The 12,528-nt window shown below is 33.6% G+C and carries 14 protein-coding genes; 8 read left to right on the top strand and 6 right to left on the bottom strand.

Annotation, left to right across the window (positions count from 1 at the left end; genetic code table 11):
* Positions 1–28: 28 nt before the first annotated feature.
* Complete coding sequence (locus A3EM_RS0101675; protein ID WP_020526424.1) at positions 29–1,393, bottom strand: sigma-54-dependent transcriptional regulator; 1,365 nt, start codon at positions 1,391–1,393, stop codon at positions 29–31.
* 580 nt (positions 1,394–1,973) lie between these two features.
* On the opposite strand from A3EM_RS0101675, the gene A3EM_RS0101670 reads away from it, so the two are divergent.
* A complete protein-coding gene (locus A3EM_RS0101670) occupies positions 1,974–2,681 on the top strand; it encodes a DUF4231 domain-containing protein (RefSeq protein ID WP_020526423.1) in 708 nt (235 codons plus the stop codon).
* A gap of 325 nt (positions 2,682–3,006) precedes the next feature.
* Entirely contained in the window at positions 3,007–3,429 is a 423-nt protein-coding gene (locus A3EM_RS0101665) for a nucleoside 2-deoxyribosyltransferase domain-containing protein (RefSeq protein WP_020526422.1), read from the top strand.
* On the opposite strand, the gene A3EM_RS0101660 is transcribed toward A3EM_RS0101665, so the two are convergent.
* Both A3EM_RS0101660 and A3EM_RS0101655 read right to left on the bottom strand, forming a co-directional pair.
* Positions 3,422–4,168 carry a hypothetical protein gene (locus A3EM_RS0101660; RefSeq protein ID WP_020526421.1) on the bottom strand — a complete coding sequence of 249 codons (747 nt, stop codon included), beginning with the start codon at positions 4,166–4,168 and terminating at the stop codon, positions 3,422–3,424. The genes A3EM_RS0101665 and A3EM_RS0101660 overlap by 8 nt on opposite strands.
* A gap of 181 nt (positions 4,169–4,349) precedes the next feature.
* Entirely contained in the window at positions 4,350–4,667 is a 318-nt protein-coding gene (locus tag A3EM_RS0101655; RefSeq protein WP_020526420.1) for a rhodanese-like domain-containing protein, read from the bottom strand.
* A 145-nt stretch (positions 4,668–4,812) separates the two neighbouring features.
* On the opposite strand from A3EM_RS0101655, the gene A3EM_RS0101650 reads away from it, so the two are divergent.
* Complete coding sequence (locus A3EM_RS0101650; protein WP_026210046.1) at positions 4,813–5,229, top strand: OsmC family protein; 417 nt, start codon at positions 4,813–4,815, stop codon at positions 5,227–5,229.
* Here the strand turns inward: A3EM_RS0101650 and A3EM_RS0101645 are convergent.
* On the bottom strand, positions 5,226–5,462 hold the full coding sequence (locus tag A3EM_RS0101645; RefSeq protein WP_020526418.1) for a DUF3820 family protein: 237 nt from the start codon (positions 5,460–5,462) through the stop codon (positions 5,226–5,228). The genes A3EM_RS0101650 and A3EM_RS0101645 overlap by 4 nt on opposite strands.
* Positions 5,463–5,614: 152 nt before the next feature.
* On the opposite strand from A3EM_RS0101645, the gene A3EM_RS0101640 reads away from it, so the two are divergent.
* A complete protein-coding gene (locus A3EM_RS0101640; protein WP_020526417.1) occupies positions 5,615–5,905 on the top strand; it encodes an FtsB family cell division protein in 291 nt (96 codons plus the stop codon).
* Positions 5,906–6,328: 423 nt separating this feature from the next.
* Positions 6,329–6,934 (top strand): tetratricopeptide repeat protein, encoded by a 606-nt coding sequence (locus A3EM_RS0101635; protein ID WP_020526416.1) that lies wholly within the window; start codon positions 6,329–6,331, stop codon positions 6,932–6,934.
* 69 nt (positions 6,935–7,003) lie between these two features.
* On the opposite strand, the gene A3EM_RS0101630 is transcribed toward A3EM_RS0101635, so the two are convergent.
* Complete coding sequence (locus A3EM_RS0101630) at positions 7,004–7,417, bottom strand: hypothetical protein (protein ID WP_020526415.1); 414 nt, start codon at positions 7,415–7,417, stop codon at positions 7,004–7,006.
* 789 nt (positions 7,418–8,206) lie between these two features.
* Between A3EM_RS0101630 and A3EM_RS0101610 the strand changes: the two genes are divergently transcribed.
* The 3 genes from A3EM_RS0101610 to prs all read left to right on the top strand — a co-directional run bounded on the left by A3EM_RS0101610 (position 8,207) and on the right by prs (position 11,266).
* Positions 8,207–8,905, top strand: coding sequence for a glutamine amidotransferase-related protein (locus A3EM_RS0101610; RefSeq protein WP_020526411.1), 699 nt, complete (start codon positions 8,207–8,209; stop codon positions 8,903–8,905).
* Complete coding sequence (locus tag A3EM_RS41215) at positions 8,902–9,846, top strand: hypothetical protein (protein ID WP_020526410.1); 945 nt, start codon at positions 8,902–8,904, stop codon at positions 9,844–9,846. The genes A3EM_RS0101610 and A3EM_RS41215 overlap by 4 nt, the downstream gene beginning before the upstream one ends.
* Before the next feature lie 226 nt (positions 9,847–10,072).
* The gene (gene prs / locus A3EM_RS0101600; RefSeq protein WP_044237249.1) at positions 10,073–11,266 is read left to right on the top strand and encodes a ribose-phosphate diphosphokinase; all 1,194 of its coding nucleotides are present in this window, start codon (positions 10,073–10,075) and stop codon (positions 11,264–11,266) included.
* Between the two features lie 155 nt (positions 11,267–11,421).
* Here the strand turns inward: prs and A3EM_RS0101595 are convergent, their stop codons facing one another.
* Positions 11,422–12,486, bottom strand: coding sequence for a Gfo/Idh/MocA family protein (locus A3EM_RS0101595; protein WP_020526408.1), 1,065 nt, complete (start codon positions 12,484–12,486; stop codon positions 11,422–11,424).
* Between the last annotated feature and the right edge of the window lie 42 nt (positions 12,487–12,528).

The following is a 12,528-nucleotide window of genomic DNA, read 5'->3' as shown; positions in this document are numbered from 1 at the left end:
TATAATTTTATGTTAGGTTAAAGTATCGCTAAGAAATATTCATTTCTTCCATTTCTTTTAAATATCTGTAGATGGTGGATTTTCCAATATCCAGTTTTTCAGCCACTAGTATAACATTATCATCATATTTGTCAAGGAAATTTTTCACGATTTTATAAATATATTCTCTCAATGATAATTCCTGAGTGAGTAAATCTATATCCTTGTTTAAGTTGTTAAACTGAATATCATTTGGTGAAAGTTTTCCATTGTCACACATCACCGCGGCTAGTTCAATTACAGCCTTTAACTCTCTAATGTTTCCTGGCCATGAATACCCTAAAAGTTTTTGTTGGGCTTCGGGTGATATCGTAATTTTTGACATTTTATTTTCCTTACAGAAATTTTCTAGCAAAAATTTTGAAATTATTAAGACATCATTTTGTCTTTCTCTTAACGGTGGAAGGAAAATTGGCATGCCTAGCAATCTGTAATATAAATCTTCTCTGAAGTTTCCCTTCTTTACTTCCTCTCCTAAATTTTTATGTGTTGCTGTAATTATCCTTACATCCAGTTTAACTACCTCATTTCCACCAATTCTGACTAATTCCCTTTCCTGTAATACCCTAAGTAATTTTGCCTGAAGGCTAAAATCCATTTCTCCAATTTCATCCAAAAATATGGTCCCTTTGTTAGCCTCTTCAAATTTTCCTGCTCTTCTGGCATTGGCTCCTGTAAATGCTCCTTTTTCATGCCCGAAAAGTTCACTTTCAAGTAGAGTCGGAGGAATAGCTGCAATATTTACAGGAATAAAAGGGGATTTTTTCCTGCTGGAATTAAAATGTATGGCCTTGGCAATTAATTCTTTTCCTGTTCCTGTTTCGCCTGTTACAGAAACTGTAATGTTGGTTTTAACAGCTTTTTCAAGCATGTTGAAAACCTTTTTTATTGCAGGGCTTTGACCAACAATTGTTCTTTCAAAATCATATTTTTCGGATAATTCCTCCCTTAATTCCTGCACTTCATTTGCCAGTGAAACATGCTTCTTCGCATTATTTATAGCATTAAGAAGACGTTCTCTTATATCCTCATCTTTACCAATATAATCATAAGCCCCTTCCTTTAAGAGCTTTACAGCCGTTCTTACATTTTCCTGAGCTGAAATAATAATGACAGGAATATCAGGGTCTTGATATTTTACTCTTTTTAGCAGTTCTTCACCGGTTGTATCTGGCAAAGAATAATCTAAGGTTACTAGGCTTGGCCGGTTATGAAGGTTATCCAACAACTCTCTTCCTGTGCTGAAAATTTTAACATCATGCTCAGGGTCTAATGTCAGTACATACTTTAGCATTTTAGCAAATACCGGATCATCTTCTACAGCAAATATTCTTATGGACGTATTACTCTTCATTTGTCTTTTGGGATAAATAAAATTCTACTCATCCTAAATAACTCATGAGTAGTTTAAAAAATTATTGGCAAAATATATTATTCCTATGCATTAACAAATTTCATGTAATAATATGGACTTCAATTATTGTTTGCATTAATAAATCTTAACAATCACTTAAATAAAATTGTCTAATACATTTTTAGATACCCAAGGCTATAAACTCAATCATAATTAATATGCTTTGGGTGTTTTTGAAGATTATATTTGATTCTGCCAATAGGTATTGGTATAAAAGTTTGTCTTTAATTTATTATTAGAAAAATAACATATAATTTTTTTAATTTCCTAGAAAAATGTCATATAACAATTTTGTATCTGATTAAAAATCAACTAAATATGTTTATTTGAAAAAAATAACTAAATTACATTCCGAATGTAGATTCTTTAATAGTTTATATTTTTTTGTCTGAACTGTACTTTTCTTTAGATGGGTTAGTTAATAAACTATTAGAATGGAGTATTCTTTGGTCTGGAAATTTCACATAATTACCTGATACTTATCTTTTTGACTACCATTTATCCTTAAATTATATTGATTATGAGTACTGCTAAGTCAATCAAAATTGATGCTTCCGACAATAAAGATCCTGAAGAAGTTGAAACAAGCAAATCTGAAACTAAATCACAGAAAGCCAGTTCTGTGGAAGAAAAAATAACTTCTACAGAAGGGGATGAAACTGCTGTGATTAGTAAAAAAGATTCCACTTTAAAATATCGTGGAAATTATCAGAATTATAAACCAATTCAGCGGGAAGCTCCCTTAATGACAGACGCTCAATATATTGAGGAAAGACTGAATAATCAAATAGACTGGTATGACAGGAAAAGTAGTTTTAATCAAAAAAAATACAAGAAGTATAAACGCATTGAATTTATTATAGCGGCCACCATTCCTGTAATTACTACGCTAAGTGCAGTAGCAGATCATGAATTCTATAAACTGGATACTATATTACAAATTTGCGCAGCATTAGGGGGTATTGTTTTGGTAATTATCAATAAATTCCTTGAGCTGGATGATTATTTTAAATTTTGGAAAGAGTATAGGGCCACTTGTGAGGCTTTACAATACGAAAGATCATTATATTTAACAAGGTCAGAACCCTATGATGAGGAGGATGCCTTTCCTTTGTTGGTTCAAAAGGTAGAATCCGTTTTAAGTAAGGAAACACAAAGATGGCAGCAGAGGGTAAAACAGGTAGAAACCAGTTCTAATAAAAAAGGAAAAAGTACTTCAAATGGATAGAAAAATTAAGGATAGTCAGTAAAACCGGTTATATTAAAAACTGGATTTAAAAACGGTAACTAGGATATTTTATCTTTAAATTATATAATTGTACTAATATCAATGTGTAGGGTATTACCTACTAAAATGATAAGTGCTCTCGGAAGAATCGGATTAGCTGAAACATTATCTCAAAAAGATTATTGATGAGCAGGATTCAACGGGAGAATGAAACAGTCAAATGACCCTTCCTACCGAATAATCTGGAGTTTTCTGAAATGGAGAATTCACTTTATTGCAAATGACAATTGTTCTTTGCTTGTTCTGAAAGGTTTAATATTTATTTATGACAAAAGTTTTTTTAGGCGGTACAGCTAATAAATCAAAGTGGCGAAATTTTGTTATTCCCAAATTAGTAATTGATTATTTCAATCCGGTTGTTGAAAATTGGGATGATGAGGCTTACCAAAAGGAGCTCTATGAGCGAAAACACTGTGATTATTGTGTGTATGTGATTACTCCTAAAATGACAGGAGTCTATTCTATAGCTGAAGTCATTGATGATTCTAATAAGCGACCTGAGAAGACTTTATTCTGTGTTTTACTGAAAGACGGTGGAGACAGATTTACCGAAGCTCAGGTAAAATCTCTCGAAGCAGTTGGGAAAATGGTAGAAAAAAATGGTGGGAAATGGTTCCGCTCCCTTAAAAAATTAATATTATTCTTAAATTCCAGCAATAAAGTAAATCATTTGGAAAAAGTTACCTGACAAACTTTTTGGCCATTGATAAATAAATCAGGTTTTCTATTTTATTAAAACTGAGGTTCAGATAATCTCCATCCACCTGTTCCATAATGAGTTTTTTCCCAATTCTTTGGAAACACCAGTCACTTACGTAAGAACTATTTGGACCAATACAAAGGGAAATGACTTGTTTGTATTTGTTGTATTCCCAAAAACCATGGTCGATTATTCTGTTCCCATAACCCATCATCATGGAGCCATCATCGTAAAAATGCATCCAGCCAATAGCATCCTCATCAAAGTTTTTAATGTTTTGAGGGGTTAGCTGCCACAGACCAGAAAATGGAGTTTCTTCCTCAAAATCCACCGGGATTTTTTTCGACTTTTTTCCCCAAATTTTCACATTCTGATATCCTCCTCCACCCTGCAGACTTTCGAAAAAAGAAATATTATTTGATATCCTAAATTCCCATTTTGTATCCCAAATGTCGCCTTCATCGCAAATAAGGCTTAGGATAGGTTCACTCTTTGAGGTTTTCCACCTACCCCGGTAGTTTACTATATGGCCGTGGCCACTGGTAAAAGTACCATCTTTGTTTATTTTTAGCCATTTCTGATAAGGCCAGTTCTGGTAATCAGTTCTGTCAAACCCATTAACTTTTACTTTATCAAACTTCCAGATTCCAATCAATTCACTATGTGATATATTTTCTTTACAGGAAAAAATTAGTGTAATTATCACCAAAACATAAAAATGCTTCATTTTAGAATTGTTATGTTAAATGAAAATTGAATGAAATTCGAATAATAGAGACGCATAAAACCTAAAAATAATCTGAAAGTTTTATTTTACCATGTTAATGCAGAATTTGTTGGAGTGGTTGTATCAGGAAATCCTGCTCCTAAATTTTGATTGTATGCAAATTTAAGAGCAGGTATAAAAATTAATATTTTGGGATAGAATTGTCAATTTCATCAGCATATGCCAGAATTCCGCCTTTGAGGTTATATAGATTTTCAAGACCAAAAGCTGATTCGAGTTGCAAAATGGCATTTGCACTTCTTGCTCCGCTTCTACAATGTACTATAACCTTTTTATCCCTGGATATTTTCCCTTCATTTGCCATTACGGTTGATAAAGGAATTAACTCTCCACCCAGGTTGGCAAATTCATACTCATTTGCTTCTCTTACATCTATTAGTTGGAAGTCTTCTCCGCTGTCTTGCAAAGCTTTTAGTTCGCTAACTGATATTTCTTTCATTTTTCTTGATGTTTTTACCTGAACAAAAATAGATTTCCATAAAGGTATTTATTCAAAGTTATTTTCGGGAAGTAAGTAAACAAAAAATATGGAATTATTGCAAGTAATATTTATTCTTGCATTTTTTAGATATAATTTTTTAGCAATGAAAATAGAACTGAGCAGATTAGACGATGCCTTCCATATGGAGGTAAAAAATGAAGATGGTAACACCATTGAAATTGATGGATCACCTGCTATTGGAGGGCATAATTTGGGAATGAGGCCAATGCAGCTGCTACTTGCAGGGGCAGGAGGATGCAGTGCAATTGATGTCATTTCCATATTAAAAAAGCAGAAGCAGCCTCTTGAAGATATTGATATAGTGGTGGAAGGAGAGAGGGAAAAAGATAAGGTTCCTTCACTCTTTACGGATATTAATGTACACTTTAAATTAAAAGGAAATTTAGATCCATCGAAGGTAGAAAAGGCCATTACTTTATCGATGGAAAAGTACTGTTCTGTGGCTAAAACACTGGAAAAAACAGCCAAAATTACCCACTCTTACGAGATCTTAAATTAATCCGGACGATGGGTAATTAATGGACGGATGAGATGTTCTAATCCATTTATTTTTATTTCATAAATGGTGGCTAACATATTTCCCAGCTGCCCTTTTGGAAACCCTTTTTGATGAAACCAGGTTAAATAAGGTTCGGGTAGATGAATTAATAAACGGCCTTTATACTTGCCATAAGGCATAACCATATTAGCTGTTTTTTTGAGAAATTCAGGATTTAAGATATTGTCCTCCATTAGTATCGTTTGTTGGAAAAATATGGAAATTGGCGAAAAAATGAACTGATTAAAAATGAATTGTGAATTTGTACAATTTATTGAAAAGAAAATTATTAGTTTTTTTAGAGCAATTTACTAACTTAGTATACGAATCATAAAATACAATAGAAATGTTCCCAAAAATTTTTAAAAATATTTATTTTCTCACTGGAGTATTATTCGTTTTGTGGATGGCATTTTTTGATGGCAACAACATTTTGAACCAGTTTAAACTTAACCAAAAGGTGGTTGAGCTTGAGGAACAAAAAAAATATTATGAAGAAGGGATTGTTACCCTTGACAAGGATATGGAGGAACTTTCTACAAGCGCAAAAAAGCTGGAAAAATTTGTGAGAGAAAAGTATTTATTCAAGAAAAAAGGTGAAGATATTTACCTGATTGAAGAAAAAAATGAAGAATAATTTTCTCTGGTTTTTATTGTATTATTTATTTCATTCCCATTTTTTTTCTACCCTAACTTATAACCTATAGCGCAATTTTTACCCAAGTAAATTAATGGACCATTTATTAATCCCCTAATCACTATTTTGGGGGATTTGGCTTTTTTTTGTGTCTGGTAAATAGAGCGTAGGCCAACTGTTTTTAATAATACCTTCCTCCTATGACAGCCTTTTCTTTTGCTTATTAGCAGAGGTTTAAGTTTTTTGTATCAGGAGGAAAATAAATGACAAACGAGAGAGTAAAAGTACATAGGGCAAAGGCTTTTAATTTTTTCTTTTATTTTTGCGCCAAATTTCAACTGGTTCCTCAAATAGTATTATTTGTAAATCAGTCGGTTTGCCTGACTTGGTAAAATTACTAATTTCATACTATCAATATTAAACATGTGTTTTAAACCATCATTCATCAATTTTTTATTTATACTTAGTGTCTTTTTTATTTCGAGTTGTGGAGATTCGGATTTTGATCATGGTAATAAGCATTTTTCTTCCAAAGATTATAAGGCCGCAGTAGTATCCTACACTAATTATATAAAGGCTCATCCCAAAGATGCACGTTCTTTATTTAATAGAGGAAGAGCATTTGAAGAGATGGGGGAGCTTGAGAAAGCTGCTTCGGATTATGAAAGTGCCAGTAAACTTGATCCCTATGAAATTACTTATAAAATTGCCTCAGGAATGTGTAATTATAAACTTGCCAGATACAATCAGGCCATTATCAATCTAAATGATGCAATCAAAATAAATGAAAATAACCCGGAGTCCTATTTTGTGAAAGGTTTGGCTTTAATAAAGCAAGGAAATGTGGAAGGGGCTATGGAAAGTTATAATACAGCTTTGAGATTCGATAAGAACCATGGGGCGGCTTATTATCACAGGGGAATTTTAAAAGCACTTACAGGAAAAAAGGATGCGTGTAAAGATTTTGAAAAAGCAAAAATTCTTGGCGAAAAGAATGTAGATGAAGCCATGAAAAAGTACTGCAGATAAGAATAGAAAATTTACAATGAAAAGGAGGCCCTTCAAAAAAATGATTTTTTGAAGGGCCTCCTTTTTAATTTATTGGGTGGTATAAAATCCTTTTAAAAAATTGAAAAGAATGACCAGTTCAACTGCCTGCTCCTGATTTTTAATTGGATGTAGTATGTTATTTGTTTTAAATAAAACCTCTCCTTCATGCGTAAAAGTATAGCTCTCAGACTTATCAGTGGTCATAAAATAAATATAGTGATCCTGACCATCTTCTGATGACTGATATCCAATTTCTGAATTCAAAAGGTCAAGTTCTACTCCGTTCAAAATCATCTTTCCATCTTTGCTACATGAAATTCCTCCATTTACTTTATGAAAGTAAAATAGTTTTGAGTTTAAATCCATCAGCAATTGAGTCTTGGTAATTTCATCATCCTGGTTATCTTGCGCAAAACCAAAAATGGGCATAAATAGGGCAAGGAGTAAAAGAATTTTTTTCATAGTAATAGTTAAGTCAATTTATCTTCATTTTTACCATCCAAAGAGCTAATTCGCATTTCAAATGGATTCCTGGTTCCCTTTTTTGAGGAAAAGGGTATGTTTTGTTGAAAAAACATTAAAAACCTACCTGGGAACAATTGTACGACTTTCAATTGAGAAAACCTTATGATTTCAAATCAGCATTAACATTATTTAGAGAATATTTCAAATGTATGTTTTATTTGTTTTTGATAATCAGTCTCTTATAGATTTTTGCGCTTATGGGTGGTTTTGGAAACACCCTGATGGGCATTAGTTCTGATTTGATTTGCTGTTTGATTCAGAAGAAAAAAAAGTAGGAAACCACGGATTTTCCTACATCTTGATTTTTTCGGGCTTGACTCATAAAAAATTAAAAAAATAGGTCAAGGTATTTGGTAATTTGGTAATAAATTGTACCTTTATTAAGGTTAACGACTCTAAAAAACGCCTTTTCCCAGGATGAATTTTTGCTGTTCATCTCTCCAAATTACCTAACCAAAATGTCTATTAATAGGTTTTTCAAGACGAATTGAGGAACTTCAGTTTTTAAGAAATTTGAAAAAAGTATTAAAAACTACCGGGTACTTAAATATTGTGGGAATTAACTTTTTTTCAAAAATCTTGTTTTAACTTATAAGTCTAAATAAATTTTTTATTGAGTATCAAGCAATGAGGCTATTTGCCCTATATTTTTAAAATGACAAACCAATAATTTACGCTATAACCAGCTTATTTATAAGCCATGTATAATTTAAACTATGCAATGACATGGATGAGAAGATAAAAATTGGAATAATCGCCCAATACAACCATGACTTTTTACACCACATTTATGTAGAAAAAGCTATCTCTGATTCTTTTGGAATTTTGGGAGTTGATTATAGAACAACCTGGATTTCTGCAAATGAAATTAATGATCCTGTGGAGCTTAATCAATTTGATGCCATTTGGGTGCCTTCAAGTGAAAATAAAGTAGATGAAAACCTGCTGAACTTACTGAAGTTCATTAGAGAAAAAAATATTCCTATGCTTGCAACCGCAATGGGAATGAAGCAGATGGTTTGGGAGTTTGCAAGGAATGCAGTAAAAGCACCCGCGAATTTTGAGAATTTTATAACTGAAACAGACATACCTCAGGAGTATCAGACTGTTTCTGTGAAAATTATTCCAAATACTATTGCAAACTTAAGTTATAAGAAGAATTCCATTTTTAAACAAGATAACTCTACATTTGAAATCAATGCCAATTTATACCCATTCCTAAGCGAAAAGGGGCTTATTTTGTCCGGGAATGATGAAAAGGGACGGATTAAAATACTTGAATATTTAAAGAATGACTTTTATGTAGGGGTGTTATATGTGCCTCAGTTAAATTCTACTCCTGATAATCCCAGTAAAATTATCACTATGTTTCTAAAAACCGGTATCAGACACTATTTACAAAAACAGGAAGTAGTAGTGAAATGAGTGGAAATTTTTTACATATCTTGAATGGTGACAGTACTTTATTTCAGATTCAAAAGACAAAAATTACCGGGGATACTTTGGTATGGCGGGAAGTTTTGTGTGAAGGGCCCGTATCAGAGGACATTGTAAAATCAGATTTTTGGATCCAGCGGCTGCAATTTTTTTCAGAAAATTATCAGGTAGATGCCGAAGCATTTCACGAAAAAACCATAAAAGAAATTGAAAAGCTGGATAAATGTGAAAAGTATGATGAAGTTGTGCTTTGGTTTGAATATGACCTATTCTGTCAGATTAATCTATTGGGAGCACTTGCTCTGATTTACCAAAAAAAGCTTCCCTCTCAGCCAATAAGTCTCATTTCTATTGGGGAAGTTAGCGGGTATAAGAAACTTGTTGGTTTGGGAGAAATAGATGCCAAAATTTTCCCCGATTTATTCGAAAATCGAATTTTCCTTGATGGGGATGATTTGAAAATGGCCAATACCATCTGGGCACAGTATTGTTCCGATAATCCTTTACCTCTTCTGGATTTGGCGGATAATGCAGCTTTGAAATTTCCTTATTTAAGGCCAGCCCTTGAGGCTCATTTTAAAAGATTCCCCTCAATTTTCAATGGGCTTTCCCAAACTCAGCAGGAAATACTCAATTTCATCCAATCTGAAAAAATCGAGACTGAAAGGCAATTGGTTGGAAAAATGTTGCGACAAGAAAATTATTATGGATTTGGAGATTTACAATATTTTAAAACTGTGGATACTATCAATTCATTAATTGAAAAAAATGTCTCACTATGTCTTAGCCCCTTGGGAGAAAAAGTTTATGCTGGAAAAGCAAATTTTCTGAGTACAGAGAAAAATGAATTTTGGTTGGGAGGTGTTAAAAATAATCAGTTTTTCTGGGATGAAACACTTAATGAATTAATTCCAAACAAATCAAATTGAATTTGAAGGGAAGCTGAAGATTTTAATTTATGTACAGCTCTTTAACAATTTGAAGAATATTTTTGTTTGTAGGAAAACTGAAATAATTACCTGATTTTATCCTTCGATTTATTTTTTAGAATAAGGGATTTTTCCTTTTTTTGGAGCTGAAATGATTTGGCTGGTTTTGTGAAAAAAAACTGACCATTTTAATTTGCGGTTTCAAAAAATAAATCTCTCCCCTAAAGTGAAAAAATCAGAAAAAGAATCTGTTGAAAAAAGTGATATCATTGTCATTGGAAATTTGCATGATACCTATTTTGCCATAGATATTGCGGATTTCCTGGGTCAGAAAACTGACTTTACAGACCTTATCATGCTTAAAACTTTTGCAAATACGGAATTTTGCCCAAGGTTTACTTTACATGATGAGGATGATTTACAATCAATAGGAAGTACTCTAGCCGGAAAAACGGTGATCATTGCCTCAGTGCATAGAGGGCATATTTCTCGAAACGAGCTAGCCATGAGAAATTTTATCATTGCCAGGGCAGCTAAGGATAATGAAGCAAAGGAAGTGATTTTGGTGGAACCCGATTTATTTTATTCGGCTCAGGACAGAGGACCCAAAAAAGATCACGGTTATACCCCATTCGATAGAGATATTGCAGACTTGCATAAATTTAATGGGCAGGCCTTCACAGCCAGGTTATATGCTACTCTTCTGAAAGCTTCTGGTGTAGATGTCGTCATTACAGTGCATAATCACAGTGTTTCCACACAGTATGAGTATAAAAACATTTTTGGTGAAAATAATTTCGTAAATCTTTTTCCTGACAAAATTTTTAATTATTATATCACCAATTCAGGAACGGTTGATCCTAAAAATACAGTAATAGTAGCTCCTGATAAAGGGGCATTTGCTTATGTTTCCCAAGTGGCCAATGCCAATGGGAATAACTATCCGGTTGTAGTGATGGATAAAATCAGGACCGGGGAAAGAAAAGTACACATGACAGTTGCTCCGGACTCTCCTTATCCTCTTAGTTCGGTAAAGGGAAAGGATGTGGTAGTACTGGATGATATGGTTCGTACGGGTGGAACCATTGTGACTTGCTGTAAATTGTTGCAGGAATATCAGCCTAAGCAAATTATTTTTATGACCACTCACTTTCACAGTTCAGAGGAAACGAAAAGTAATCTGGCGACTTCGGCTATAACTGAGATTATTACAACCAACACGCTGCCTTCTATTTTGAACAGAGATAGCCAGGGCAGGCTAAGGAAAAAATTTGCTGTGTTGAAGATTAACAAATGGATTGCCAGTTATATAAATGAAAGGCTGGGATTGAATTTAAAAATCAAAGAGCCTTTATATACTGAAAACATGTCCGATAAAAATCCAAGATCAGATAATTACAGAGGGCTATCTGATAATTAAATTTTATGAAAAATTAAGAGAAAAAAGAAAAACCTGTCCATTCCAGACAGGTTTTTCTTTTAAGTAGTAATTCAAAATTAATCGTGTGTTATTTTGTTATAAAAGACTGATATAGAGATTGTTATTCCTCTGAAATAATAGCACGGGTGCTTAATTTAAAGTTCAATAGTTTTTCCAGTTTTAAAAGATTCATCAGCAGCCAAAACTATTCTAAGACTATTAATGCCATCTTCCATATGTTCTGAGAGGTCTTGATCCTCCAAAATTGCCTTTAGGAAAAATTCCTGCTCCAGATCGCATAATCCCTGGTGGTCTGGTTCTTCGGAAGTATCTACGATCTCGTCCTTTTTAGCAAAATTCCGGCTTTCATCAAGTTCAGCATGATGTAACCTTAGCGCATTGGTTTTACTATGTGCATCTACATCATCCGAATCAGATTCCTTCTGGTCCATAATACTTACACATCCTTTAGGTCCAATAACATCTTTTACAAAATAAGCAGTGTTGCTAATCATAGGGCCCCAGCCTGCTTCGTACCAACCAACAGAACCATCTTCAAATGTAACTTGTAACTGGCCGTAATTATACATTCCAGGAACCAGTTCATCTGTAAGTCGTGCCCCTATTCCAGATACTCTGATTGGTTTAGATCTGGTCATTTGGCACATTACATCTACGTAATGCACACCACAGTCCACAATTGGGGAAATAGATTTCATGAGGTTCAGGTGTGTGTACCAAGTATCAGCACTACTTTGCTGATTCAGGTTCATTCTCATTACCAATGGTTTACCCAATCCCTGGGACAACTCAATAAATTTCTTCCAGGCTGGATGAACTCTCAAAATATATCCTATAACTAATTTCTTGTTCAGTTTTTTGGCTAGTTCTACAATTTCTGTAGCTTTCTCCACAGTTTCTGCCAGTGGTTTTTCTACGAAAACATGTGCTCCTGCATGCAGGCTTTTCATTACATAATCTGCATGGGTATCCGGGTATGTATTTATGGAAACTGCATCTGGTTTGGTATAAGCCAATGCAGTATCGAAATCGTCAAATTCTGGTAATCCTCCTAATTCTTCCGAAAGCTTTTCCCTGCTTTTTGGTCCTCTGCTGACTAAGCCAACAATTTCAAATTCGTCCATTTTATGGTATGCCCTTGCATGTGAAGCTCCCATATTTCCGCATCCTGCTACCAAAATTCTTATCTTTTTGCTCATCTGATTTATGTGTTTTGTTTAAAAAGTACAATTATTTCTTTG

It is taken from the genome of Flexithrix dorotheae DSM 6795, from assembly GCF_000379765.1.
Lineage (GTDB): Bacteria > Bacteroidota > Bacteroidia > Cytophagales > Flammeovirgaceae > Flexithrix > Flexithrix dorotheae.
This window is presented reverse-complemented; position numbering and strand designations above follow the sequence as displayed.

What these genes read in the sequence shown, in the direction of transcription:
- A3EM_RS0101670 (WP_020526423.1), top strand. Translation starts at nt 1,974, where the DNA reads ATGAGTACTGCTAAGTCAATCAAAATTGATGCTTCCGACAATAAAGAT.
- A3EM_RS0101635 (WP_020526416.1), top strand. Translation starts at nt 6,329, where the DNA reads ATGTGTTTTAAACCATCATTCATCAATTTTTTATTTATACTTAGTGTC.
- A3EM_RS41215 (WP_020526410.1), top strand. Translation starts at nt 8,902, where the DNA reads ATGAGTGGAAATTTTTTACATATCTTGAATGGTGACAGTACTTTATTT.
- A3EM_RS0101675 (WP_020526424.1), bottom strand. Translation starts at nt 1,393, where the DNA reads ATGAAGAGTAATACGTCCATAAGAATATTTGCTGTAGAAGATGATCCG.
- A3EM_RS0101610 (WP_020526411.1), top strand. Translation starts at nt 8,207, where the DNA reads ATGGATGAGAAGATAAAAATTGGAATAATCGCCCAATACAACCATGAC.
- A3EM_RS0101655 (WP_020526420.1), bottom strand. Translation starts at nt 4,667, where the DNA reads ATGAAAGAAATATCAGTTAGCGAACTAAAAGCTTTGCAAGACAGCGGA.
- A3EM_RS0101665 (WP_020526422.1), top strand. Translation starts at nt 3,007, where the DNA reads ATGACAAAAGTTTTTTTAGGCGGTACAGCTAATAAATCAAAGTGGCGA.
- A3EM_RS0101630 (WP_020526415.1), bottom strand. Translation starts at nt 7,417, where the DNA reads ATGAAAAAAATTCTTTTACTCCTTGCCCTATTTATGCCCATTTTTGGT.
- A3EM_RS0101595 (WP_020526408.1), bottom strand. Translation starts at nt 12,486, where the DNA reads ATGAGCAAAAAGATAAGAATTTTGGTAGCAGGATGCGGAAATATGGGA.
- A3EM_RS0101645 (WP_020526418.1), bottom strand. Translation starts at nt 5,462, where the DNA reads ATGGAGGACAATATCTTAAATCCTGAATTTCTCAAAAAAACAGCTAAT.
- A3EM_RS0101650 (WP_026210046.1), top strand. Translation starts at nt 4,813, where the DNA reads ATGAAAATAGAACTGAGCAGATTAGACGATGCCTTCCATATGGAGGTA.
- A3EM_RS0101640 (WP_020526417.1), top strand. Translation starts at nt 5,615, where the DNA reads ATGTTCCCAAAAATTTTTAAAAATATTTATTTTCTCACTGGAGTATTA.
- A3EM_RS0101660 (WP_020526421.1), bottom strand. Translation starts at nt 4,168, where the DNA reads ATGAAGCATTTTTATGTTTTGGTGATAATTACACTAATTTTTTCCTGT.